This window comes from Paenibacillus sp. NPDC056933 (assembly GCF_042674385.1).
Classification (GTDB): Bacteria; Bacillota; Bacilli; order Paenibacillales; family Paenibacillaceae; genus Paenibacillus.
In genome coordinates, this window is sequence record NZ_JBHUQN010000007.1 from 106,632 (window position 1) to 133,271 (window position 26,640).

20 protein-coding genes are annotated in these 26,640 nt (G+C 48.8%); 17 read left to right on the forward strand and 3 right to left on the reverse strand.

Going from position 1 to position 26,640, the window contains the following annotated elements:
- Positions 1–385 precede the first annotated feature (385 nt).
- The 9 genes from ACFTRD_RS29770 to ACFTRD_RS29810 all read left to right on the forward strand — a co-directional run bounded on the left by ACFTRD_RS29770 (position 386) and on the right by ACFTRD_RS29810 (position 15,607).
- A complete protein-coding gene (locus tag ACFTRD_RS29770) occupies positions 386–1,798 on the forward strand; it encodes an alpha-L-fucosidase (protein WP_379386284.1) in 1,413 nt (470 codons plus the stop codon).
- A 312-nt stretch (positions 1,799–2,110) separates the two neighbouring features.
- Complete coding sequence (locus ACFTRD_RS29775; protein ID WP_379386286.1) at positions 2,111–3,091, forward strand: ABC transporter permease; 981 nt, start codon at positions 2,111–2,113, stop codon at positions 3,089–3,091.
- A 15-nt stretch (positions 3,092–3,106) separates the two neighbouring features.
- Positions 3,107–4,015, forward strand: coding sequence for a carbohydrate ABC transporter permease (locus tag ACFTRD_RS29780; RefSeq protein WP_094938511.1), 909 nt, complete (start codon positions 3,107–3,109; stop codon positions 4,013–4,015).
- A 128-nt stretch (positions 4,016–4,143) separates the two neighbouring features.
- Positions 4,144–5,781, forward strand: a complete 1,638-nt coding sequence (locus ACFTRD_RS29785; protein WP_379386289.1) for a type 2 periplasmic-binding domain-containing protein — start codon at positions 4,144–4,146, stop codon at positions 5,779–5,781.
- 199 nt (positions 5,782–5,980) lie between these two features.
- A complete protein-coding gene (locus ACFTRD_RS29790) occupies positions 5,981–8,203 on the forward strand; it encodes a helix-turn-helix domain-containing protein (RefSeq protein WP_379386291.1) in 2,223 nt (740 codons plus the stop codon).
- An 81-nt stretch (positions 8,204–8,284) separates the two neighbouring features.
- Positions 8,285–10,585, forward strand: coding sequence for a glycoside hydrolase family 3 N-terminal domain-containing protein (locus ACFTRD_RS29795; protein ID WP_379386293.1), 2,301 nt, complete (start codon positions 8,285–8,287; stop codon positions 10,583–10,585).
- Complete coding sequence (locus ACFTRD_RS29800; RefSeq protein WP_379386295.1) at positions 10,582–13,707, forward strand: alpha-mannosidase; 3,126 nt, start codon at positions 10,582–10,584, stop codon at positions 13,705–13,707. The genes ACFTRD_RS29795 and ACFTRD_RS29800 overlap by 4 nt, the downstream gene beginning before the upstream one ends.
- Before the next feature lie 139 nt (positions 13,708–13,846).
- On the forward strand, positions 13,847–14,722 hold the full coding sequence (locus tag ACFTRD_RS29805) for a sugar phosphate isomerase/epimerase family protein (RefSeq protein ID WP_379386297.1): 876 nt from the start codon (positions 13,847–13,849) through the stop codon (positions 14,720–14,722).
- Positions 14,723–14,734: 12 nt separating this feature from the next.
- Complete coding sequence (locus ACFTRD_RS29810; RefSeq protein WP_379386299.1) at positions 14,735–15,607, forward strand: sugar phosphate isomerase/epimerase family protein; 873 nt, start codon at positions 14,735–14,737, stop codon at positions 15,605–15,607.
- Positions 15,608–15,668: 61 nt separating this feature from the next.
- Here ACFTRD_RS29810 and ACFTRD_RS29815 read toward each other — a convergent pair whose 3' ends face one another.
- Both ACFTRD_RS29815 and ACFTRD_RS29820 read right to left on the reverse strand, forming a co-directional pair.
- Entirely contained in the window at positions 15,669–16,415 is a 747-nt protein-coding gene (locus ACFTRD_RS29815; RefSeq protein WP_379386301.1) for a MerR family transcriptional regulator, read from the reverse strand.
- 15 nt (positions 16,416–16,430) lie between these two features.
- On the reverse strand, positions 16,431–17,306 hold the full coding sequence (locus ACFTRD_RS29820; RefSeq protein ID WP_379386303.1) for a CPBP family glutamic-type intramembrane protease: 876 nt from the start codon (positions 17,304–17,306) through the stop codon (positions 16,431–16,433).
- A 178-nt stretch (positions 17,307–17,484) separates the two neighbouring features.
- On the opposite strand from ACFTRD_RS29820, the gene ACFTRD_RS29825 reads away from it, so the two are divergent.
- Both ACFTRD_RS29825 and ACFTRD_RS29830 read left to right on the forward strand, forming a co-directional pair.
- Positions 17,485–17,712, forward strand: a complete 228-nt coding sequence (locus ACFTRD_RS29825; protein WP_062326583.1) for a hypothetical protein — start codon at positions 17,485–17,487, stop codon at positions 17,710–17,712.
- Between the two features lie 287 nt (positions 17,713–17,999).
- Positions 18,000–18,428 carry a VOC family protein gene (locus tag ACFTRD_RS29830; protein ID WP_379386305.1) on the forward strand — a complete coding sequence of 143 codons (429 nt, stop codon included), beginning with the start codon at positions 18,000–18,002 and terminating at the stop codon, positions 18,426–18,428.
- Positions 18,429–18,525: 97 nt separating this feature from the next.
- Here ACFTRD_RS29830 and ACFTRD_RS29835 read toward each other — a convergent pair whose 3' ends face one another.
- Positions 18,526–19,386, reverse strand: a complete 861-nt coding sequence (locus tag ACFTRD_RS29835) for a hypothetical protein (protein ID WP_379386307.1) — start codon at positions 19,384–19,386, stop codon at positions 18,526–18,528.
- Positions 19,387–19,644: 258 nt separating this feature from the next.
- Here ACFTRD_RS29835 and ytxJ point away from each other — a divergent pair, with 258 nt between their 5' ends.
- The 6 genes from ytxJ to kdpB all read left to right on the forward strand — a co-directional run bounded on the left by ytxJ (position 19,645) and on the right by kdpB (position 26,631).
- Positions 19,645–20,184 carry a bacillithiol system redox-active protein YtxJ gene (gene ytxJ / locus ACFTRD_RS29840; RefSeq protein ID WP_379386309.1) on the forward strand — a complete coding sequence of 180 codons (540 nt, stop codon included), beginning with the start codon at positions 19,645–19,647 and terminating at the stop codon, positions 20,182–20,184.
- A gap of 112 nt (positions 20,185–20,296) precedes the next feature.
- Complete coding sequence (locus tag ACFTRD_RS29845) at positions 20,297–21,067, forward strand: spr1630 family ClpXP-sensitive toxin (protein WP_379386310.1); 771 nt, start codon at positions 20,297–20,299, stop codon at positions 21,065–21,067.
- A 20-nt stretch (positions 21,068–21,087) separates the two neighbouring features.
- Positions 21,088–22,284: a spr1629 family repressor/antitoxin gene (locus ACFTRD_RS29850; RefSeq protein WP_379386312.1), complete on the forward strand. Its 1,197-nt coding sequence runs from the start codon at positions 21,088–21,090 to the stop codon at positions 22,282–22,284.
- A 329-nt stretch (positions 22,285–22,613) separates the two neighbouring features.
- Positions 22,614–22,676, forward strand: coding sequence for a potassium-transporting ATPase subunit F (locus tag ACFTRD_RS29855; protein ID WP_363325773.1), 63 nt, complete (start codon positions 22,614–22,616; stop codon positions 22,674–22,676).
- Positions 22,677–22,739: 63 nt separating this feature from the next.
- A complete protein-coding gene (gene kdpA, locus ACFTRD_RS29860; RefSeq protein ID WP_379386314.1) occupies positions 22,740–24,419 on the forward strand; it encodes a potassium-transporting ATPase subunit KdpA in 1,680 nt (559 codons plus the stop codon).
- Between the two features lie 121 nt (positions 24,420–24,540).
- Positions 24,541–26,631: a potassium-transporting ATPase subunit KdpB gene (kdpB, locus tag ACFTRD_RS29865; RefSeq protein ID WP_379386383.1), complete on the forward strand. Its 2,091-nt coding sequence runs from the start codon at positions 24,541–24,543 to the stop codon at positions 26,629–26,631.
- The last annotated feature ends 9 nt before the right edge of the window (positions 26,632–26,640 follow it).

The following is a 26,640-nucleotide window of genomic DNA, read 5'->3' on the forward strand; positions in this document are numbered from 1 at the left end:
ATGGCAACACCACTCGAAGTAGTGAGGTCTAACAAGTCTATACTTGTTGAACCAAACATTTCGCCGAAATGGAGTTAGGACCAATCTGAAGAAGGCACTGCAATCGAAATGACTGGGCTTAATATGTCTTTCTTAGTTGAACGAAACATTTACACAATAACGGGGAGGGCAGAACGAATCTGAAGAAGCGAAGCTAAAAGCTTTCTGAAGGAAAGCTACTTCGTAAGCATAATCTCGCCTTTATCCCCGGATTTTCCTCTTAGGAAAGGGAATCAAAAAAAATCTGGGGATAACAGCGATCGGAAGATTGTTCTGACCGCGTAGTGGTCCAGTGTAATGCTATTTATTCAGCGTATGACATCCAATCCAAAAGGAGATGAACGGGATGAGCGAAACCAAAGAATCGGTGCTGGAACAGGAAGAACAGGTCGTGGAAGCCGGTGTTCACAATTTTAGCAAAGAAGAGGAATGGGTGAAGCCTGAGGATCCGTTGCTGAATGAACGCCTGGAGTGGTTCAAGGATCAGAAGCTGGGATTGATGATGCACTGGGGGCCCTATTCCCAGCTTGGACTCGTGGAGTCCTGGGCGCTAAGTGACGAAGATGGTGATTGGTCGCGCAATGATATCGACTGGACTGACGACATGGAGCATTTCAAGCGGGAATACTTTGATCTCAACAAAACGTTCAATCCGATTCGCTTTCAGCCGGAGGAATGGGCACAGATGGCCGCGGATAACGGGTTCAAATATTTCCTGTTCACCACCAAACATCATGATGGATTCTGCATGTGGGATACACACACAACCGATTATCGTATCACAGGCAAGGATACTCCTTTTCACACCCATAAGTATGCAGATATTTGCCGGGCGCTTTTTGACGCTTTTCGTGCCAAGGGTCTCGGCATCTCGGCTTACTTCTCCAAAGCAGACTGGCATACGCCATATTACTGGACACCTGGCATGGAGCGTGGAAGTCATATGTGGCGCGGGCCATCCTATGATCCGAAAGAGTACCCGTGGCTGTGGGAAAAATTCGTCGAGTTCACGCATGAGCAGATCATGGAGCTGCTGACCAACTACGGACGGATCGAGTGTCTATGGCTGGATGCAGGCTGGGTGCGTGAAGGACGCCATGGTCAGGATATCCGACTGGGCGAGGTAGTGGAGCGTGCGCGTCAGACCACACAGCCGTGGCTCCTGGCAGCCGATCGCACGGTGGGCGGGCCGTATGAGAATATCGTAACTCCGGAACAGACCATCCCTGAGCATCCAATGAATATTCCTTGGGAGAGTTGTATCACGGTGGGGAATTCCTTTGCGTTTGGATTTGATGATCAATATAAGCCAGCAAGACAGCTGGCACATATTCTGCTTGAGGTAGTATCCAAAGGCGGTAATCTCGCACTGAATGTCGGGCCGCAACCGGATGGACGTCTTCCAAATGGGGCAGTTCAGAGCATTAAAGCCCTTGGAGAATGGCTTGGTACCCACGGTGAGGGCATTTACGCCACACGAATTTGCGGACCATACTACACTGGAGAGTGGGCTTTCACACGTAAGGAAGATATCAACGTTACATATGCCTTCCGTCTGTACAGAAATGAGAACGAGGCGGTACAACCACAGCTGGTCATTCCATATGTGGAAAAAGTGGAGCGGATCGAACTCGTCGGCACAGATGGTGTACTGTCGTTCCAACGGACGGAAGATGGACTTGCTGTAGAGCTGCCGCAAACAGCAGTTACAGCATTAGCACCTATCACACTTACGTTCAGATTGTTCACAAACCAATAAGTTCACAATCCAAATCCCGGGGGACATATACAGTCTTCCGGATTTTTTGGTTTGGTGATTTTCGCAAAATACATCGTTTAAAGTGCAATTTCCCCTTGTCTGACAAGGGTTTTGGGAATAAGGAGAGGTGAGAGAAAATTGCGAATTGATCAAAGAACACCACTCAAGGTACTATCGATTTAAGAAAGCGTTACCTGACACTAATACTCACATAGAAAGCGTTGGAACAAAAGAATGGACCAAAGAAAAGGATGTTTAAGGGATGTAAATGTAATGTATTATTACACTTAAGGTGTAGAAGGGGTGACGCGAATGAGTCGAGCTACGGAAAGCATACCTGCACCGGTGGAGCTCCAGCATTTAAGGAATGATGTAGAACCCAAAAGGCAGCATCCATTTATCAAAAGCCTCAAGAAGCATTGGGAGCTCTATCTGCTCGTGCTGCCTCCCGTATTGTATCTGTTGATATTCAAGTACATTCCGATGGTCGGTGTACAGATTGCCTTTAAAGACTTCAGTGTTGTCAAAGGAATCTGGGGAAGCCCGTGGGTTGGATTCAAACACTTCGAAGCCTTTTTCGATTCCCCGAATTTCTGGCTGCTAATCAAAAACACGATTGGTATCAGTTTCTACTCGTTACTCGCCGGATTTCCCATTCCGATCCTGCTGGCGCTTGCGCTGAATGAGATCCGAACGGGTTACTTTAAAAAGACCGTGCAGATGGTCACCTACGCTCCGCATTTTATCTCCACGGTCGTGATGGTATCCATTATCATTCTGATGCTCTCTCCGCATGTGGGCGTGGTAGACAAGCTGTTTACGTTACTCGGCTTCCCGATGACCAACTTCATGGGCATTCCGGAATACTTCAAATCGATCTATGTCTGGTCGGGTGTATGGCAGGGCATGGGTTATTCATCAATCATTTATATCGCGGCTCTTGCTGGCGTTGATCCATCCCTTTACGAGGCGGCGAAGATGGATGGTGCTTCAAGGCTTCGGAAAATCTGGCATATCGATCTTCCAACGCTCGTACCAGTCACCGTCATCATGCTGATTCTGAGTTTGGGCAGCATTATGGGCGTGGGCTTCGAAAAAATATACCTGATGCAGAATCCGCTCAACACAAGCGCTTCGGAGGTCATCTCCACATATGTGTACAAGGTGGGTCTGATCGGGGCTAACTTCAGCTTCTCCTCGGCGGTAGGATTGTTCAACTCCGTGATCAACCTGATCCTGCTGGTTATCGTCAACGGCATTTCCCGCAAAGTATCCCAGAACAGCTTGTGGTAAAGGAGGAGCTCATCCATGTTCAACCTGTTAAATCGTAACCGGATCAAGGACCCGCTCGGTGACCGCATCTTCATGACATTCAACTATATCTTTCTGTTTGCCATACTTTTAACGGTGTTTTACCCACTCCTGTATATCATCAGTTCTTCGTTCAGCTCCTCGCGTGCCGTTACATCCGGTCAGGTGTGGCTGTTCCCGGTAGACTTTAACATCAAGGCTTACATTTCCATTTTCAAAAGCCAACAGCTCATGCTCGGTTTCTACAACACGATCATTTATACCGTTGTAGGCACATTTATCAATGTGGCACTCACCGTCATGCTCGCGTATCCCTTGTCACGCAAATCATTTTACGGACGGGGAGCCATCATCATTTTCATGATGATCACGATGTTCTTTGATGGCGGCCTGATTCCAACCTATCTTTTGATGAAAGACCTTCATCTGCTGGATACACGCTGGGCGATGTGGCTGCCAGGGGCGCTCGCGGTGTTCCAGGTCATTGTAGCGAGAACCTTCTTCCAGTCTTCCATCCCGGAAGAGCTTGGGGAGGCGGCGGAAATGGACGGCTGCCGGGATATCCGCTATTTGATCAGCGTGGTTCTTCCATTATCGAAGCCGATTCTGGCGGTCATGACCCTGATGTATGCGGTGGGCCACTGGAATGCGTACTTTGATGCCCTGATCTATCTTCGTTCCGAGAAGTTGTTCCCGCTCCAATATGTGCTGCGGAATCTGCTCATATTAAACGCCGCAGATCCGGCGATGTTGGCCAATACGAGCCAGCAGCTGCGGGATCAAGGGTTTGAGCAGGTACTGAAATACGCTTTGATCGTCGTCGCCAGCATTCCGATTCTCATCATGTATCCGTTTGTGCAGAAGCATTTTGTCAAAGGGGTCATGGTTGGCTCGCTCAAAGGATGACCTTTGTAATCTACGCCCCTTACGCCGCTTGAGAGGAGGTGGGGAACACTCCGGCTTCCGGAATCGGGTTTAACACGAGTACAGTAACCAGATGGTTATGCCGTTTTCAACAAAAAGGAGGAGTCAGATTGAAAAAATCTTGGATTTCGATGTTGTTTCTGGTCTTTGCTTCGATGGCTTTGTTGTCCGCATGCGGTTCATCCGAGGAGACGGGTACAGGGAGCGACGGTAGCGAGGAGAGCGGTGGCCCTGTAACGATGACTTTCTTTGCCCCACAAGGTAAAGCGTCCATGGAAGATAATGAGTTCACCAAATTTATCGAAGACAAGTTCGATGTTACCCTGAAATGGGACCTGGCTCCGACGGACGCCTTGCAAGACCGCAGACAGTTGCTGCTGGCAAGTGGCGATTATCCCGAAGTGTTCCTCCATGGCAAGTTCACCACCTCAGACCTTCAAACGTACGGAAAACAGGGCGTGTTCCTCCCGTTACAGGATCTGATCAAGCAGTACGGTCCGAATCTGACCAAGATTATGGAGGAGAAGCCGTACTTCAAGGAAGCAGTAACTGCACCAGATGGAAATATCTACGCTTTGCCTATTTTCAATGAATGTTACCACTGCACGTATGCGCAGAAATATTGGATCAACACAGAATGGCTCGACAATCTGGGCCTTAAAATGCCAACCACGACCGACGAACTCTACACGGTTCTAAAGGCGTTTAAGGAACAAGACCCGAATGGCAATGGCAAAGCCGATGAGATTCCACTCACGGGTGCACCCAACAAGTACGTGTGGAACGGCAACATCGATGCCTATCTGATGAACAGCTTTATCTATAATGACAACGATAAATATCTGATCGTAAACGATGGCAAGGTTGATTTTGCTGCGAATAAGGAAGAGTGGAAAAAAGGACTGGAGTACATGCACAAGCTGTATGCAGAAGGTCTGATTGATCCGGCTTCCTTCACACAGAACGATCAGGCGATCGGACAGCTGGGTAACAAGGAAGGCGACGAAGTGGTCGGCTCCATTACAACAGCGCTGGTCAGCTACCTCGTCAACACGTACGACAAGGATATCACCCGCCACCAGCACTGGGACATCGTGCCTCCGCTGAAAGGGCCGGATGGTGTTCAGACGACAGGTGCCACGCAAAGTGTAGGTGAGTTCGAGTTTGCCATCACCAACAAAGCGACCGAAGCACAACAGATTGCCGCGATCAAAATTGTAGATTACATGTTCAGTGAAGAAGGCGCTCTGTATGCAGAGTACGGACCGACAGAAGGGAAGGGCTGGAAGAAAGCGGATGCTGATGAGAAAAACATCAATGGCGAGCCTGCCAAATACAGCTACTATAACCTGCCTGAGCGTGACCCAAATGTTGTAGTCAACGAGAGTTGGTCGCAGATCGGAGCACATGACTTGTCCAATACGTTCCGCAACCTGTTTGCAGAAGGTCAGAACCCGCTGGAAGCCGAAGGTTACGGTACACGACTGGCACAAGCGACCAATGTATATGAACCATATGCACCAAAAGAGGTTTATCCTGCGAACGTATTTATCCGTCCTGAAGATACAGAAACTGCTGCGCAGCTTACGACGGCCGTCAAGGATTACGTGATGACCAATATGGCTCAATTCATTATCGGCAGCAAGAGCATCGATAAGGAATGGGACGCGTACGTAAAAGGTTTTGATGGTCTGGGGCTCAGCAATTACCTTGAGATTTACCAGCGTGCGATTGAGAAAAATCAATAAAAGTTGATGGATTCATGATTGAGGCTGTCCCGATGTTAGCACTGAAATCGGGACGGTCTTCTCCTTTTGACAACCCCACTTCATTAGATATAATTTACTGAATATTTATGGGAAAATTAGCGACCAGAAGGCGTGGTTGTTGTCATTCCAGCTTATGCAAAATGCTCATGCGTATAAACAGTGGTGGGGGGCCTCGGAGATGAACAACAGTTGGTTTAGACGTTTGCTGCTATCGTATTTGCCTGTTTTTTTTATCGTGACCACAATCCTGTTTATTATCTTCTTCCAGGTGTTCAATGAACAGAACCGAAGAGAAGCACTCAAGGCCAATGAATTTCTGGCATCACAGGTAACGCAATACCTGGACAATTCACTGCGCTCCATCGACTTCAAAGTGCTGCGTGATATTTTGACCAATCCCAACCTGAAAAATTATTATTCGGTAACCGGAAGCGAGGATGTATATGCCGGAATTCAAGCGGTCCAGGTTATTGATGAATTGAAAATAGAGTATCCGCTGATTGATTCCATATATCTGGTAAGATACAACGACGATACGGTCTTCAGCAATGGTAAGGCGGTACCGATCGAGGAGTTCCCGGATGCTGCTTTTATTAAAGACAGCCGTGCAGCGGCAACGCAAAAGTGGGTGGGGGCCAGATCCTTTAAGGCATTCCCGACAGTGGAAGGAAAACAGGTGATTACACTCATTCGCGGTGTTGGAAACGGCACGGGGCTTGTGGTGGTTAACGTTGATCTGCCGACTTTGCAGAAGTCCATTATGCAGATGTATGACCCTGAGTTTACCTTCGTAAATATCTTCAATCGCTCGGGGGGCAATTTGTGGGACGGAGGAATGCAGGATGGCATTACAGCAGTTTCTCCCAAAACGGACTCCGGTGAAGTGTTCTCCGAGTTTACATCCAGCTACAGCGGCTGGAAGGTACAGACAGGCTTGAACAATGGCAAAATCGTCAAATTCACCCTGCAATTTTATAATATCTGGTTGGTGTTTGCTGTTGTTGTTGTGTTGATCGGTGTCGTGTGGGTGATCTACGTTACACGAAGAAATTACAAACCCATCCAGCAGATCGTTACGTTGATAGAGACGGTGGCTTCGCAGAAACAGCCGGGCATGGGCTATACGAAGGATAACGAGTTCCGTTTTATCCAGACCACGCTGGAGCGAATGATTGATCAAACCAAACAATATCAGGAGGAGCATGAAGAGAACCTGATTTTGCAGAAGAAATATTTCTTTCAGGAGCTGCTGGAGGGTACACGGGACTTTATTGGCAATGAACTGACAACGGAGATGGCAAAGTTTAAACTGCCACAGTTGGAGAACCGATGGGCTGTAATCGTTGTAGAGATTGATCAGTATTCCCGGTTCTTGGAAGAGTATCATGCTCAAGACCAATCCCTTCTGAAATTCGTGTTATCCAGCATTCTGCAAGAGAGTGCAAGGCAGGAAGGTACAGAATGTTGGGCAGAGTGGATATCGGATCAGCGGCTGTACGCGATTGTCTGGATTCCCGGGACGGAAATGGGTGAGGAAACAGAACGGAGCCTGCTCTCCGGTTATCTGGACAGAGTGGGGCAGTATCTGAACTTCACCGTAACCATTGGGACTGGGAGAGTGGCCGTGGATGTTCGTGGTTTGAGAGCTTCGTTGAAGGAGGCTGTGCATGCCTTGGAGTACAAGGCTGTACTCGGCATGAATCGAATCATCCCATGCGGAGAGGTTCCGACCTCAACCAATGATGTGTATGAATTCCTGAAGACCATCTCTCTGCTGGTGCAGGCAATGCGTCTGTCAGACGAAGTCTGGGAAACGCATTTTGAACGATTGTTCGAACAGATCCGTGAATCTGTGCTTTCCCGCCAGGAGATTATGAATACCGTCCAATTGCTGTTCCAGCATTATAATCGGGAGTTCGCGGAACTATCCCAGGATTATCAGGAGAGATGGGCCGCTGTATTTACACCGCTGCTTCCCAGGTTGGAAGGCTGGGAAACGTTGGATGATTTACGCGATCTGTGCTGGAAAGGCTTCCGGGAGCTGGCTCAGCAGATGCAGACGCTGCATTGTTCCAGAAAACACAGATCTCATATTCTTGAGATTCGCAAGTATATTGAACAGAACTACAACAACCCCGAGCTGTCGTTGAACTATCTAAGTGATTTATTCGATATTAATCCGAAATATTTAAGCAAGCTGTTCAAGGACGAAATTGGTGAGAAGTTCGTGGATCTTCTAATTAGTCACCGTATTGAGAAGGCGAAGCAGCTCATGCTGGAGACTGACAAGGCCATTCAGGAGATCAGCGAGGAAGTTGGGTATACGAATTATAATTCCTTCAATCGGGCGTTCAAAAATGTGGTGGGTGTGGCGCCAAGTGACTACAGAAAAGCCATGTGAGTACGTCCTGTCAGAGTCAACACCGTTATCGCATTTACCAAGGTTGTCAGACCAAGCCGAACTCATAAGGAGAATGTGTACATGGACTATAAAGATGCTTCGCTTCCTATTCTAGAGCGGGTACAGGATTTGCTCGGTCGGATGACTACAGAGGAGAAGATTGGACAGCTGATCCAGCCAATGGGCTGGAAGACTTATGTGAAGGAAGCAGATGGCACGGTACAGGTTACAGAGGAGTTTAAAGCGGACATCGCAGAGGGCGGGATTGGGTCGTTATATGGAGCACTTCGTGCCGATCCCTGGACGGAAGTGACACTGGAGACTGGGCTGACCCCCAGGCAGGGAGCTGTTGCCACGAATGAAATTCAGCGGTATGCCATGGAGAACTCCCGGCTGGGGATTCCCATTTTGTTCGGGGAAGAGTGTTCTCACGGGCATATGGCCATTGGGGCAACTGTATTTCCGGTGCCGCTTGCGGTAGGAAGTGCCTGGAATATGGAATTGTACCGCAAGATGTGCGAAGCGATTGCTGTGGAGACGCGGAGCCAAGGGGGAGCGGCTACATATTCGCCTGTGCTTGATGTCGTGCGGGACCCGAGATGGGGGCGTACGGAGGAATGTTTTGCCGAAGATCCCTACCTGATCGGTGAATTGGCGGTTGAAGCCATGAAAGGTTTGCAGGGTGACCGGCTCGATTCCGACCGGACAATTGTGGCGACGCTCAAACATTTTGCAGCCTATGGCAGCTCGGAGGGTGGGCGTAATGCTGCTCCGGTGCATATGGGATTGCGCGAGCTCCATGAGGTGGATCTGCTGCCATTCAAGAAAGCGGTGGAAGCAGGAGCATGTTCTGTCATGACGGCGTATAACGAAATTGATGGTGTGCCTTGTACGTCGAGTTCGTATCTGCTGAATGATCTCCTGCGCGAGCAATGGGGCTTTGACGGATTTGTCATTACCGATTTTGGTGCGATTCAGATGCTCGTCAATGGACATAACACCGCGGAGAACGGGGAGCAGGCCGTCGCTCAGTCGCTTAAGGCAGGTGTGGACATGGAAATGTCCGGGTACATGTACCGAAAGCATCTCGGGCAGGCGCTGGAGCAAGGATTAATTGGGGAGCAGGATTTGGACACAGCGGTAAAGCGGGTTCTGGAGATGAAGTTCAGATTGGGCTTATTCGAACAACCCTTCGTTGATCCCGACTTTGCAGAGCAAGTAATCGGATGTGAGGACCATATTCAGCTGGCGAGGAAAGTCGCGCAAGAGGGAATCATTTTACTCAAAAATGAAGATAGCACGCTTCCGCTCAGCAAAACAGGTACAAAACTGGCGGTCATTGGCCCGAATGCAAACCATATCTATAACCAGCTTGGTGACTACACCTCGCCGCAGCCTAGGGGACAGATCGTCACGGTACTGGATGGCATTACACGCAAGCTTGGTGCTGACACCGAAAAGGTGCTGTACGCACCGGGCTGCCGGATCAAGGGCGATTCCAGGGAGGGCTTTGCGTGTGCTGAAGAAGCAGATACCATCGTTATGGTGATGGGCGGGTCCAGCGCACGTGATTTTGGCGAAGGGACCATTGATCTGCGGACGGGGGCATCCGTTGTTACGGATGATCCATGGAACGATATGGAGTGCGGTGAGGGCATAGACCGATCGTCTCTGAGCCTGATGGGTGTTCAACTGGAACTGGTGAAGGAAGTACTTAAGCTGGGGAAACCGGTTATTGTCGTTTATATTAACGGACGTCCCATTGCCGAACCCTGGATTGATGAGCATGTCCATGCCATTGTGGAAGCGTGGTACCCAGGACAGGAGGGGGGCAACGCCATTGCGGATATTCTGTTCGGTGATGTGAATCCATCTGGACGTCTTACCGTCTCCATTCCCAAGCATGTAGGGCAGCTTCCAGTCTGCTACAATGCCAAACGCACCCGGGGCAAGCGGTATCTGGAGACAGATCTTGCACCGCAATATCCGTTCGGCTTTGGGCTGAGTTATACCGATTTCAAATACGAGAATGTAAGGGTAGTGCCGGAAGTATTCGGGTCTGACGATGAAGCGGAAGTACAGGTGGAAATCACGAATACGGGAGCAGTCGCGGGAAGTGAGGTTGTGCAATTGTATATCACTGATGTGTCGGCTTCAGTCACCCGGGCTGAAATGTCACTGAAGGGTTTTCGTAAAATCCATCTGGAGCCAGGTCAGACCCAAACCGTTACATTCCCTGTGCAAAAAGAACACCTCGCACTGATCGACTCCCGTCTCCAGTCTGTCGTGGAACCGGGTGAATTCAGGCTAATGGTTGGCCGCAATTCCATGGACTGGACGGCCTGCAGTCTGCACATCCAGAAGGTGGGGGTGGAGGCATGATTCGAATTCAGCGATTCATCGAAGATCTGAAGCAGCGGCAGTGGCTGGATACGATCGAGCTTCCAGAGTGGCAGATGCAGAGAGCCAGATACATTCAGCCAGGGGAATACGAGTATGAGCAGGCATATGAAAATGAAGATAGGCAAGCTGACAAGACAATGCAGAGTTTGAATCCACTGAACAGCGTACATGGAACAACTTATTTTCTGAGTAAAACCGTGGAGATTCCGGCCGATTGGCATGATCAGGGTGTCGGATTGATTTTCGAGGCCGGGGGTGAAGGGCTGCTGAAGGTGAACGGCACGCCTTATCACGGACTGGACCGTAATCATCGGTATGTACCGCTGCCGAAGAGCCGTGTGGGAAATGCGCCTTTGCTGGAGATTGAGTTATATGATCCGATACCGGAACCACATGACCCCTTGAATCGACAGGCGGTCATCCAGCCGCCAATTCCGGGCATCCGAGCCGCTTTGGTTCGTGTTAATTCACCTTTACAGAGTCTAATGTATAGCATTACGGTACTTGCCGAATCACTCAAAGTATTGCCGGAGAAAGCCATGAAGCGGACCCGTCTTGTCCGGGACATTCATCAGGTGATGGATAAGATGTACAACGAGCCGGAGCGCTGGATTGAAGCGGATTGGGTACAGCATTTGGAAGAATGGCTTGCACAGTCGGTACAGGAGGAAGATCCGGAAGAGTACCGGGACGGATTCATGCATCTGGTTGGGCAGTCCCATATTGATATTGCTTGGCTGTGGCCTGTGCGAGAAACCGTTCGCAAGTCCAGCCGCACCTTCTCCACGATGTGTACCTTGATGGATGAGTACCCGGAATTCGTGTATTCGCAAAGTCAACCCCAGCTGTACGCATTCGTGAAGGAGCATTATCCTGAGCTGTACGAACGAATCAAAGCCCGAATTGCCGAAGGGCGCTGGGAACTGGTTGGTGGCATGTGGGTAGAGCCGGATCTGAACATTCCGAGTGGCGAGTCGCTTGTGCGGCAGATCCTGTACGGGCAGAACTTCTATCAGGAGGAGTTTGGCAAACGTTCGAGCATCGAGTGGCTTCCGGATACGTTTGGCTACTGTGCTTCACTGCCGCAACTGCTCAAGCTGGCGGATATCCCCTATTTCATGACCACCAAGCTCAATTGGAATGATACCAACGTTTTCCCGCATGATCTGTTCCATTGGGTAGGCATTGACGGCACCTCGGTGCTTGCGTATCTCAATCATGGTGTGAATGAGCACACAAGGCCCAAGGATATCAATGAGCATTGGCGATCCTACAAGCAGAAGGATGTACATCCTGAGCAAATGCTGCTTTACGGACATGGTGATGGTGGGGGCGGGGTAACGAACGAAATGGTTGCATTCGCCGAACGATCCCATTTCATGGTTGGGCAGCCCATCAGCAATTTCAGTACAGCTGGCGCGTTTTTCGAAGAGATTACGAACAACAACCCTAAGCTGCCAAAATGGCATGGCGACTTATATCTGGAACTGCACCGAGGCACCTATACAACCCATGCGCGCAATAAACGAAGCAATCGAAAAGCCGAAGTGCTGTATCGCGAAGCGGAAATCTGGGGGCAGTTTGCCGGAGTTGAAGCGGCACAGGTGAAGAATGATCTGGATGAAGGCTGGAAGCTGATCATGCTCAACCAATTCCATGACATTATCCCGGGGACGTCCATTCCCGAAGTATACGTAACATCCGCAGAGGAGTATACGAAAGTGTTCGCTCTGGGGACATCGGTTATGGAAGGTACCCTTGGCAGTATTAAGGAACGTATTGCGACAGATGGCTTCGAGGGTCTGCCCTATATTGTATTTAATAGCCTGGGGCGGGAGCGGGGAGAGGTCGTCACGATTACAGGCGACGAGAAACTGAGCGGTTTAGCGGCATTCGGCCATCAGGGTAATCGTCTGGCGAGTGACCTTGAGCAGCATGGAGACGTGCTGACCTTGTCCGTTTATGTCGCATCCATTCCGGCCTTTGGATATACAACGATATGGCTACGTCAGGCACCGGCTGCCAGTCTCCCTGCATTGAAGCAGGATGAATCCTTCCCTTCGGTTTGGGAAACGGACTTTTACACGCTTGAATTTAACGATGTGGGAGAGATCATCAGATGGTATGACAAGTCCATCCAACGGGAGTGGCTGAAACCGGGCGATAAAACGAACGAGTTGCAGTTTTTCCATGACAGGCCAACGTACTGGGATGCTTGGGATATTGATCCGCGGTTTGAATCGCAACGTGCAGGAGCGGCAGAGCTGATCTCCAGAGAAGTAGTACAGCGTGGAGTAACGCAGGATATCCTTCGGTTTCACTGGAAGTTAAACGACTCGGAGATTCACCAGGATATCATTCTATATCGTCATCAGCGACGTGTTGATTTCAAGACAAAGGTAAACTGGGCTGAGAGCCATAAGCTGCTCAAAGTGGCTTTTCCCGTTGATCTGGTTTCAGCCAAAGCAGCCTACGAAATCCCGTTTGGTGCGCTGGAGCGGCCAACCCATAACAACACCAGCTGGGAGCAGGCCCAGTTTGAGGTGTGTGGTCACCGCTGGGCGGATATCTCCGAGGGCAACAGTGGTGTTAGCCTGCTGAACGATTGCAAATATGGATATGACATCAAGGATCAGACGATCCGTCTTTCCCTGCTCCGTGCTCCCAAATGGCCGGATGAACATGCTGACCAGGGTGAGCATGATTTCACTTATTCCCTGCTGCCGCATCAGGGGGATTGGCGGGAAGCGGGTGTGGTACGACGTGCGATGGAACTAAACCACCCGGTTCGGGTTGTTGCGAGTGAACGACACTCTGGCACATCGCTGGCAGAACATAGCTGGGTTCATTTCCATAGTGAACATGTCATTCTGGATACAATCAAGGCTTCCGAAGACGGCACAGGAACGGTACTTCGTTTCTATGAGTCATCTGGTGGAAGAGAGACGGTTCAGATTCAATGGGCTGACGCGAGTATACAGACATCTGTAATCAATCTGTTGGAGGATGAAATCAGACCACTAGCTTGTCATGAAGGGAAGTTTGAGCTGACGTTCAAGCCATATGAAATTCAAACCGTGAAGCTGGTTTCAACAGATTAGTCTCAGGAAACCGGATAAGAAATGATCGGAGAAAAAGGAGTGACCGGGTAGGGGTCGAAAATTGAATAGAGCATTCCGTTCATCATGAAGGCTCACCAGGAATGAAAAATCAAATACCGATTTAACGGGAGGGTATGGCATGAAATTAACAAACAAGATTGGCGTTATCGTGGATAGCTTCGGTGTAGGTGTGCGTGAAGGATTAAGCAAAGCGAAGGATGTAGGTGCAGAAGGCGTACAGATCTATGCAGTCCATGGAGAGATGGACCCCGAAAACCTCTCTCCGACAGCCCGCAAGGAGTTAAGAAGTTATATCGATTCTCTCGGTCTTGAAATTTCTGCCCTGGTTGGCGATTTGGGCGGTCACGGGTTTCAGGTCAAGGAAGATAACCCGTGGAAAGTCGAGAAGTCCAAGCGCATCGTGGATCTTGCTCTTGATTTGGGCACGAATATCGTTACAACACATATCGGAATTGTCCCGCATGATCCTTCCTCCGAAGTGTACGCCACGCTGCATGCCGCATGTGAAGAGCTGGGCCAATACGCGAAAAGCGCAGGTGCGTACTTCGCTATTGAGACGGGACCAGAGACGGCAGCAGACCTGAAAGGGTTTCTGGATACGCTGTCCACCAACGGGGTTTCGGTAAATTTTGACCCGGCGAACATGGTGATGGTTACCGGAGATGACCCTGCACGGGGTGTTCATCTTCTCAAGGATTATATTGTGCATACCCATGTGAAAGATGGGGTGCGCCTAAAGGAAGTAGACCCCAGGGATGTATACGGTGCAGTAGGGTACGCGCCCATGGATCATGAGAAAATTGCCGAAATGGTCTCTTCTGGAACGTTCTTCCGAGAGGTGCCGCTGGGTGAGGGCAGCGTGGATTTTGACGGATACTTTGCAGCCCTCCGGGATATTGGCTATACGGGGTATCTGACGATTGAACGCGAGGTAGGCGACCAGCCAGAGCTGGACATTCGCAAAGCGGTTAAATTTATCCAACAATACCGATAGGGAGCTGAGCAGATGAAAGTGGGCCTGAGTACGTATAGCTTGTTGAACGATCTGAATTCGGGTGAGATGACGGTTCTGGATATCATCGACTGGATTGCTGCAAATGGTGGCGAGCATATGGAGATGGTTCCGTATGGCTACACCGTGGAAGACAATCCTGAACTCGCCGATGCCATTCGGGAGCGGGCTGCTTCTGCGGGGATTGAGCTGTCCAACTATTCGATGCCTGCGAATTTCGTGCAGGAGACGGAAGAAGCTTTTGAAGAAGAGATAGCTCGGGTCAAAAGACATGTCGATGTTGTACACCGGATGGGTGTAAAGCATATGCGTCATGACGTAACGGCGTTTACTTTGCCTAAGGAGAAAATGACCATTGCCTGGTTTGAGGAGAATTTGCCTCTGATGGTGAAGGGAAGCCAGATCATTGCTGATTATGCTGCGCAGTTTGGCATTACAACAACCATTGAGAATCACGGCTTCAGTGTGCAGGCCAGTGACCGTGTGCAGCGCGTGCTTCATGCCGTAGATCGTCCCAACTTCAAAACGACACTCGATATTGGCAACTTTATGTGCGTGGATGAGAATCCGATTATCGGGGTCATGAAAAATCTGCCGTACGCTTCTCTGGTCCACTTCAAAGACTTTTATTTCCGTCCTTTTGATGAGCATCCAGGCGAAGGGGAGTGGTTCACAACCGCTTACGGGAACTTCCTGCGTGGTGCCATTGTTGGGCAGGGGGATATTCCAATCCGCAAAATTGTGAAGCTGATCAAAGACTCCGGGTATGATGGTAACATTACAGTAGAGTTCGAAGGCATGGAGGAATGCAAATCAGCGTCCAAAATCGCCATGAGCAACCTGCGCCGATTCTGGGAAGAGGCGTAATAAGCATAGCGATGGAATGGATCAAGGGCCACTTTTCGAAGTGGCTCTTAAGGTTGATCCCTCAGTCCTGGGCTGCCCATCGATCCAGGATCGTTTCAATGTAACGCATGGTTTCCGTTGTCATACCATACACAAGAGCTGGCTGATTATCCTTCGGGGTAATATAATCCCAATATTTTTGCGCCAAATCTGCATTTCCTTGAAAAGTCCTCTCAGCATAATCATAGATCCGCACAGCCAGTAAACGTGAGGCTTCGGAATCCGCAGGTTCCATCTTGCATGTATGAATTTCTCTGAGAATATCGGCCCATTCCATCGTTAGTGGATGGTTCTGATCATTCAGGGGCAAAGTTTCCAGTTCTTCAGGTGTAAAAACATCTCGACGGGATCTGCCCGGGGGATGCTCCAGCTCTCGGATGAAACCCAACATCTCTTCCAGGCTGATCGTACCGGAAGCTCTGATGGCATATATGGTTGAAAAAAGAAGATGCTCGACCTTGCTTAATCTCTCCTGCTGTTCTTTGACGACGGCCAGTTGTTGTTCCAACGCATTATTCCATAGAGAGGTTGAATTCTCTGGCGTGGTGTGGGTAACATCCTGATCGAGGAATGCTCCAATCTCCGTCAATTTAAAATGCATTTTCTTCAGAACCGTAATTTGCTGAAGCCGCAAGATGTCCTCTTCACCATATGTGCGATATTGATTGTTCTCATTACGGGCTGGTCGCAGCAGACCCAGCTTCTCATAATAATGCAGTGTGCGGATGGATAATCCGGTATGTTTGGATAGTTGCCCAACAGTATACAACAGGCAGTGCCTCCCTCATGATTGATGTATTCTCCACCAGCGCCATGAATTGAGCAGCGTCAGAATAATCGCACCGACGAAGATCATCATAATATATAAAATAAATACTTCGGCCAATCCGTTATCTTGTTCGGTGTAGCTTAACAATGCAGGTCTATCACCTAGAATAACAACGAATCTGGCTACTTCCAGGTAAGCGATATGAAATCCGACGGAGGCCCATAAAGATTTGGTCAAACTACGCAGAAGCTGTAACGTCGTTCCATAGGTCAAGAGCAGGATCATATAGTCCAGGGTTATCCGGTTTCCTGCATCCATACCGACGAGTTCTTGTAACAGGCTGACGCTCATCGGAACCAGCAGAAAGAGAATGATTTGACATACATAAGCGAAAAACACAGGAAGTCGCAGTTTGGATCGCAATCCATCATATATCATACCTCGCAGGGATAGTTCCTCCGGCAAAGCTTCATACAAGAAAGCAATACAGCTATTGAGTGCGACAGCAAGCAAGAAATCAGCGGAGAAGTGCCATTCCGTAATAGTAATCCAGCCGCTCACACTTCCCATCGCCAAACCGATGAAGGCCAGAGAAGTGGCAAATAATGCCCCGGAAAGCAAGTGAATTACGCCTTTGCCTGTCAGAGGAAGAAGAACGGACTTCATATGGAAGCGTCTCCGAATGACATATAGTACGGGTAAGACAATACTAATCATGACGACAGCCTGGATGAGATGAATCATCCATTCAGCAGCACCCATAGTACGGGTGAGTTCCCCTGCGAGTGTAGCAAAAAACAGACCCGATGTCATCGTTAACCAACTCATTCCAATCACAGCCATACCACTGCTGCGTCGTTTCTGGGTGATATGTTCAGGTAACTTGCTCATGCTAATCCCCTCCTGCTGCCAGTATAAACCCTCTAGTTAACGTCAGGGTCAAGCAGGAAATATGACTAACAGAATATGGACTTATGCAAGGATTAAGTTACGAGCGCCACAAGTATGGTATAATGGATATATTCAGCCTGGAAAATAACTGGCTATGGATGGGAGAGGTCGCTGATCTATGCAGGTATTCGAGGACTGGAATCAAAAAGTAAAGAAGACGTTTAATGCGACGAATCCCGAGGTCGTATTGACGGTATCGGAAGCAGGAAGTTTGCTCGGTTTGACCAAGGACCAGATGAAACTGTATGTGGACAAGAACAAACTAACGAAGGTTCCGATCATGAGAAGTGTTCACCGATACCTCTTATTGAAAAGTGAAATAGATAGCATCGTCAATACGCGATAAGCTCATAGGATTGAACACAGCCATTTGACCGACAGGATTCGGGAGAGTGGTTTTTTTTTTGAGGAGAGGGGCGCGTTCTGATCTAAAATCTCTTGTGCCGAGACAAGAGGCGTGACCTGATTGCCAGCGGGATAGAAAAAGAATATTTTGGCAACCCTAATCAGGTAACAGCCCGTAGAGATGAGTGAAGAAATAAGCGCTTGTCAAAGGGGATCTGGTTCATATATACTCATGTCGCAAGTGGCATGAACGTATAATTACATAAGTCCAAGGAGATGAAGAACCGCATGTCGATCAGCTTGAATGTGTATCTTGTAACCAATGGAAACGGACGTGAAGCCGTTGATTTCTACAAAGAGGTTTTCGATGCGAAAGTGCTCGCTATTCAGACCTTCGGCGAAGGCCCGTCGAGTCCTGATCACCCGATCCCGCCCGAGGCTAAAGATTGGATTATGCACGCTTCTTTGCAGATTGGTGGTTCGGTGTTAATGTTGTCCGATACGTTACCTGGCATGCCGCATATCATCGGGAACCACATTAGCGTGACCGTCAATACGGATACGGCTGATGAGGCCAAACAGATTTTCAACAAACTTGAAGTTGGCGGTGAAGTGGGCATGCCCATCCAGGAGACATTCTGGAGTCCAGCCTATGGCATGGTAACGGACAAGTTTGGCGTACAGTTTCAGATTAGCGCTACACCTGGACAAGCGTAGGACAGCTTTCCCTCGGCCGTATCGCTTTACAATGGAAAAAACCTCCACGATCTGCTTAAGGCAATCGTGGAGGTTTTTTAAGTACCCTTTTTAGAGATTAATCTTCCTTTTGAATCTTGGAAGGATTGTTGATTTTATAGGGAACCGGGTTCTTGGTCAGCTTTTTCTTGATGATTTTGGCTTCAAAAGTCAGCACATCACCAACCTCAAGCTCCTTTTTTTTCATGGTAGCACTGTGGCTGGACCAGGCTTCGCCAATGTCAACGACATCAGGCTCCATAATCGTAACGGCTTCGTAGATGATGACCTCGTCGTCGTTGTCGGAAAAATGATTGGGCACAGTCGTAAATTCCTTCACAACTGCAGACATTTTCACCTTACCCTCCGGCAAATCAATTTTGGTCGACTTGGCCTTGGCTGCGGTTTTTGCTTTTGGTTTGGCTGTACTGGTTGCCCCGTTTGTGGGTCCAATATACTCTTCCACCAGACCGTCCGGGTCACCTTTTAGACCAGTTGAGTTATCGTCATCATCATCGTCCGTATCCAGATTCGAATGAATCTCATTCAAACCGGCTGGAATTTCCTCCGAATCAGAGCCAGCATACTGGCTGAGGATATCCTCTGATGGGGGTGCAGCAACCGGTTCGTTAGGCTTGTCTGTTCCAGTCCCAGCTGCAATCGGATTTTTTATACTATAGCTGGACGCCTGCATTTCTTTCAGATACGACGGATGAATACAGTGCTTTTGATCATTGTCCAGTTGAATGACTGCGGCCATATGATCGACAAAGCCAATGATGGTGCAAGGCACATTCAGCCCATTTCCTTTATAATAGAAGGTTTTGGCCTTAGTGGCTTTCTCCGAAAGCAGGCCCCACTCCTGACACTTTTCAATCAGCTCATCCTCGTTCTCCAAAGCGGTATAATACTGCGGTTCAATCATAAAAGCATATGCCATAACGAGTTTTCCGCCTTTCCAATCTTTTTCTTCATATTCATCGTTGCCAAATTACATTCAGTGTATCACAAAAGTGTACCCATAGAAGAGTATAAAGCGCCTGCGTAGGCGCCCTATGTTATAATTTTACACAAGACAAAACCTGTTGTTACACAGGCTGAGCCTGCGGTTATGCAAACAAACAAATAAATGTTCCTGTATTAAAGTGAATGATTGAGTATACATATAAAAGTCTAATCTTCAGAGAGGACGATTTTCATGGACAAAAAAACAAATCCCCAAGCACTTTGGCTTGTCCTGGGTATCGCCATTGGAATAAGTATGGGTGTGGCTGCAAATCAGCTGGCTCTGGGGGTTGCCTTTGGTGCGGCACTGGGCGTTGTGGTTGGATCGGTCGTTAGCAAACGTGCAGGCTCGGGACTGGATGATATGCTGAGTGAGCATGTCAAGGAACTGCATAAGCAGGAGGAATGGGAAGAGGTGCTGGAGCGTTCGCAAGATCATCCGGTGCTGCTGCTGAAACATAGTACAACTTGTCCAACCAGTGCGAGAGCGTATAGGGAGTTTATGGCGTTTGTGGGCTCGAATGCATCAGATCCCGCACAGAAGATGGAGTACCGGATTGTCAAAGTCATCGAAAGTCGCTCGCTGTCCCGCCGCATTGCGGAAGATACCGAGGTTCACCATGAATCGCCTCAAGTTCTGCTGCTGGACGGCGGAAAGGTCATTCAACATACGTCACACGGAAAAATTACCCGGAAAAGACTGCTGCAATGGGCGCAGAATCCGTTTGGATGAAGGGTGCAGAAATTAGTTTCACTTTAAAAATAACAAAAAAAATCATATCCTTACATGAGAATATCGATTAAAATATAAATGGCCTTCATATTTCTGAATCGGAGTGATCCATATGGAACAATATAAGTTCAAGTCGGAACATAGTCAGATGATTGTGGATGCTATTGTTGAAGGATACCATGACTATATTGAGCACCGTAAAGATCGGAAAGATAAAATGAAGATTAGTTCAGCGTTTGCCTGGACTAAGGGCAACTTTATTGAGAGCAAAATCGCAGACTATTGCGGTGAACAAGGATTCACTCACAAAAAATCCAAAGCAGGTTTAACGTGGGACTATCTTCAGTTCACACACGAAGATTCAAAAGTTCTGTTTCTGATTAGGAACGCCGCCTATTTTAATTTAAATAGTTTCTCCAGAGCTACGATACCTACGGGTGGTGACAACAAGGGTGCTTTCCGTACGTATCTACATGATCTCTCCAAGATTAATAAAGATTTGAAATTCTCTTTAACCCAGCCAATCAATACAGGACAAGGTAAGCTGGAGAGAGTCGAACAACTGTCTTTTCCCATTTCAGAGAGTCAGGTCAGTCGTGTGAAAGAAGAACTTGAACACTTTGCATCTACGTATAATGAATTTCATATACTCACTTATGCTATTGATGATGCATATCAAATTTCGAAGGTTCAGCATTATTTGCCCAATCCGCATGATAATATTGCTTATTTTATAGAAGACTTGTCGGATCTGATCTCAGGTGCTGAGCTAAATGAGAGTGACCGTGAGGTACTTGCACCAGAGATGGAAGATATCGTTGATCCGGCAGCATATGATATTGAAATTTTGGAAGAAGAACAGTGGGGAAAATTCCCCGGGTAGTTCAGTAAGGAGGGAGCAGCATGTTCGTTGGTGAAAATTTGACCAATTTGCGGATCATGCATGGGTATTCGAGAAAGCAGCTCTCCGAACAATTAGGTGTGACAGAACAAGCAATCTGGCAATATGAAAATGCGTATACCTCTCCCAAAGTGCCAATCGTGAATGAGTTGAAACGCATCTTCAGTGTAAAAAGCAAGTATTTTTATACAAAGGATATGCTTGCAGAGCATAATAACTCTGCCAATATCAATGTTATGAACATTGCCTATCGTTCGAAGGTGTTGAATGTGATCTCCAAGACACAGACAGAAGCAAAGCACGTAGAGTATTTGGATACGTTCATCAATTATATTACTGCTCAGATTAGCATTCCTACGCTGAACATTATCAAGCTTCGGGAAGAGGTTATTGAGTATATACATCATTCAGACGATGATCGTTCTACTCAAATTCATTATGTTGCACATCTTGCGCGGCAACGGCTTAATCTGGAGCCATCTACGAATGAGAACCTCATGTTTTGGATCGAAAAGAGCGGTGTATTTGTGTTTGAGAAAGCGATCGGTGAAGAAATTGATGCGTACAGCCTTTGGACGCGAAATGATCGCCCGTTTATCATACTTGGCAACATAAAACGCTCAGCAGTGCGCAGAAACTTTGATATTGCGCACGAACTTGGCCATTTGCTGCTTCATTATCGTCTTGAGTTTGTCAATCTGGACCGAAAAGAACACAAATTGATTGAGAATGAAGCCAATCTGTTTGCGGGTGCATTTTTATTGCCTGAGGAAGAATTCTCATTGGACATGAATGGTATCACTCACAAGACGAATCCCGATCAATATCTTGACTTGAAAAAGAAATGGAAGACCTCACTACAAGTACTGGGATACAGAGCAGCGCATCTAGGAATGATGGAAGCAAAGGATCATCGGAACTTCTATGCAGCGATGCACCGAAGAGGATATCTGGAAAAGGAACCTTTCGATCATACAATTCCGCTGCAAAAACCGATGCGAATCAAAACCATCATTGACTTGCTCTCCAAGAAAGGTCTTGTGGATATTCGTTATATGATTGAGGAGGATTGGAAAGTGGAGACTTCCTTCTTTCATCATATGACTGGAATAAGCACAGACTTTTTTAACAAGTATATGACAAGTAAACCGGACAACAACGCCCGTAAAGTCATGAAAATGCCTAAACGAAGTTCATAAGACCGAATATGTGATAGTATTATCTAAACTGCAATATCCATAGGCCCGTTCCTTCAGCTCATCGCTGAGGTGAGCGGGTCTTTTTTACGCTTTTTTTACACCCTGGCTGGGATTTCTTTACCCCCTTTTTACAGCGTTTCGTATTACGATTTCATATGTAGAAGGTTGCAAGAACGGTAGACAGAGGGAGGAGAGCGTTGATGAATGATGCCACGATAATCGGGCTCGTTGTACTGTTGTTTGTGGTGTTCTGGGGATTTGTGAAATTTTGCGAGAAGGCTTGAATGCATAGGGCATGAAAGGGGAGGAGTCATATGATCTTCATTGGGATGATTGTGCTCGCGCTGGTAATCTACCTCGGTTATGTGCTGGTGAGGCCGGAGAAATTCTGATGGTCGCATATTGCACAAATCCAAAGGCACTCGGATCGTCGATTTTAGGGAGGACATACGGATATGAGTAGCGGTTTATTACAGGTGGCGGTGACGCTGCTGATCATCATACTGCTGGTGAAGCCAGTAGGGAGTTACTTGGTGAAGGTGTTTGACGGCAAGAGAACAGGTCTGGATCGGGTATTTGGTGGGCCTGAGCGATTGCTGTATCGATTGATGGGGGTCAAGGAAAACGAGTCGATGGGTTGGAAAAAGTACCTGTCCGCTGTTCTCATCTCAAACTTCGTTATGCTGTTATTGATGTTTCTGGTGCTGCGGCTGCAACAATATTTGCCGCTCAACCCGGATGGCATTAGCAATATGCCTGCGGCCCAAGCCTTTAATACAGCTGCATCGTTCATGACCAACACCAACTGGCAGTCATACACAGGCGAGAACGCCCTGTCGTATCTGTCACAGATGCTGGCAGTGACGTTTCCGATGTTCACCTCAGCCGCAACCGGCTTCGCGGTCGCTATTGCATTCATTCGCGGCCTGGTGGGCAGCCGGGATGAACTGGGGAACTTTTACGTCGACCTGGTACGGTCAATTACGAGAATCTTTTTGCCGCTGAGCTTCATTGTAGCGTTGTTCCTGGTATTCCAGGGCGTGCCCCAGACATTGGCGGGAGCGGTGAACGCAACCACGCTGGACGGAGCGCAGCAAACGATTAGCCGCGGGCTGGTCGCTTCACTGGAGTCGATCAAGCACTTGGGTACCAATGGTGGAGGCTGGTTCGGAACCAATGCCGCACATCCGTTTGAGAACCCTACGGCGCTGTCGAACCTGGTGCATATTGTCTGCATGATGCTGCTGCCTACTGCACTGGTCTATGCCTTCGGCATTATGGTGAACAACCGGAAGCAGGGCTGGACGCTGTTTGCGGCCATGAGTTTACTTTTCCTCGTGATGCTGACCACGGTATTTGTTTCGGAATATCGCGGTGTGCCAGCGCTGGATGCAGTGGGAATCCAAGGCAATATGGAAGGTAAGGAAGTCAGGTTTGGGTTGTCCGAATCTGCACTTTTCACAGCGGTGACCACAGCAGCCACAACCGGGTCAGTGAACAATATGCATGAATCCCTCACCCCGCTTGGTGGCATGGTCGCACTGGCCGAGATGATGCTCAACAACGTATTCGGCGGTAAAGGGGTAGGTCTACTCAACGGATTGCTCTATGTGATTCTGGCCGTGTTTATCTGTGGGCTGATGGTTGGGCGAACCCCTGAATTTCTGGGCAAAAAAATTGAGGGCAAGGAAGTGAAGCTCGCGTCCATCGCGCTGCTTGTTCATCCTTTGATTATCCTTGCTCCGACCGCGCTGGCGCTTATGCTTCCTGAATCTGTCGCTTCAATTTCGAATTCAGGCATGCATGGTCTGACCGAGGTGTTATACGCCTTTGCATCCGGAGCGGCCAATAATGGATCGGCGTTTGCCGGATTGAATGCTAACACAGATTTTTACAACATCGCCATTGGTGTGGTGATGCTGCTCGGAAGATACATTTCCATGATCGCGATGCTCGCCATTGCCGGATCACTGGCCACCAAACGGATGGTTCCCGTAACAACGGGTACATTGCGTACGCACACGCCTCTTTTTGCAGGCATTCTGGTGATGATGATTGTGGTAGTTGGGGCGCTCACATTCTTCCCCTCACTGGCGCTTGGACCGATTGCAGAACATTTGGCGATGATCCGGTGATGGACGGTACGGTAATCGGATATGGGAATAGGAGCAAGGATGTAAAGTGCGGAGGTGGACTATCACAATGAATGCTGTAGAACGAAAGAGGGAGCAGACGGTGGAAGGATTAGACAGAGGTATGATCAGAACTCAGGGAAAAGGAACGAGAGGTATGGGTACGGACCCCGGAACACCCAAAAGAACCAAAACATTAAGTCGTGACATTCTGCTCCAAGCATCTCTGGATGCCTTCAAGAAGTTGAATCCGATCGTCATGATCAAAAATCCGGTGATGTTTATCGTCGAAGTCGGCACACTCATCACCTTGTTGTTATGTATCAATCCAGATCTGTTTGTTGCATCCGAGGCGGGGCGGGGATACAACATCACAGTGTTTCTCATCCTGTTGTTCACATTGCTGTTTGCCAACTTTGCTGAAGCACTGGCAGAGGGGCGGGGCAAAGCTCAGGCTGACACATTGCGCAAGACGAAATCGGACACAACGGCGAATCTGGTACAGAAGGACGGAACAATTAAGCAAGTGCCTTCGACCCAGTTGAAAAAAGGAGATATCGTCCGTGTAGAAGCAGGAGAACTGATTCCCACGGACGGTGAGATTATTGCAGGGCTGGCCTCTATCGACGAGTCTGCCATTACCGGGGAATCGGCTCCTGTAATCAAGGAGGCGGGCGGTGACTTTTCCTCCGTTACGGGAGGCACACGGGTTACTTCCGACTATATCGTGATGCGTGTGCAGACCGATCCGGGGGAGTCGTTCCTCGACCGAATGATCTCACTCGTTGAAGGCGCACAGCGCCAGAAAACGCCGAATGAAATTGCACTGACTACACTGCTCGCCGTGTTGACCCTGATATTCCTGATTGTCATCATCACCATGGTGCCCATGGCGAACTATTTGGGCATCCGGCTTGATCTGGCGACACTGATCGCGTTGCTTGTCTGTCTGATTCCAACAACGATCGGCGGGCTGTTATCCGCCATTGGGATCGCAGGCATGGACCGCGTAACACAGTTCAACGTACTCGCCATGTCGGGGAAAGCAGTGGAAGCGGCAGGCGATATTGATACGCTGATCCTAGACAAAACCGGAACGATCACGTACGGAAACCGCATGGCGGCGGAGTTTATCCCTGTTCAGGGCGTATCTGTACAGGAGATGACCCGGGCTGCACTGCAAGCTTCCGTAGTGGATGAGACACCAGAAGGGCGCTCAGTCGTTGAATTGGCCGGCAAGCAGGGCGAGAACTGGGCGCAGACAGAATATGCAGATGCAGAACATGTGAATTTCACGGCAGAGACCCGTATGTCGGGTCTAAATCTAAGTGGCGGGACGCAGATCCGCAAAGGTGCAGTGGATGCGCTCAAACGCCATATTTCCTCCCGTGGCGGGCGGATACCAGGCGATTTGGACGATATAGCCAACCGAATTGCGAAGGCTGGGGGTACACCGCTTGCTGTTGCGATTGATGACCGGATTTATGGCGTGATCTATCTGAAAGATACGGTAAAGCCGGGGCTGAAAGAGAAATTCGCAGAGATGCGTTCCATGGGCATCAAGACGATCATGTGTACAGGGGATAATCCCTTGACGGCGGCGACCATTGCGCTGGAAGCGGGCGTGGATGATTTTATTGCCGAAGCCAAACCGGAAGACAAAATTACCGCGATCAAAAAAGAGCAGCAGGAGGGCAAGCTCGTCGCCATGACCGGCGACGGCACCAACGATGCTCCTGCTCTGGCGCAGGCCGATGTGGGCCTGGCGATGAATTCGGGCACCATGGCGGCCAAGGAAGCGGCCAACATGATCGATCTGGACTCTGACCCGACCAAGTTGTTGTCGGTGGTCTCCATTGGTAAGCAGCTGCTCATTACCCGCGGAGCACTGACAACATTTTCGATATCCAATGATATAGCCAAGTATTTCGCCATTATTCCGGCCATGTTCATTCTTGCTATGCCGCAGCTCCAGGCACTGAATATTATGAATCTCGCTTCACCGCAGTCCGCGATTCTGTCAGCGTTGATCTTTAATGCCATTATTATCCCTTTGCTAATCCCAATTGCCATGAGGGGTGTGAAGTATCGGGCCATGTCCGCGGCGCGGCTGCTTGGACGGAATGTGTTCATTTATGGTGTGGGCGGTGTAATCGTACCGTTCATCGGGATTAAGCTGATTGATCTGGTGCTGTCGGGTCTTCATCTGGTGTGATGGTTTAAC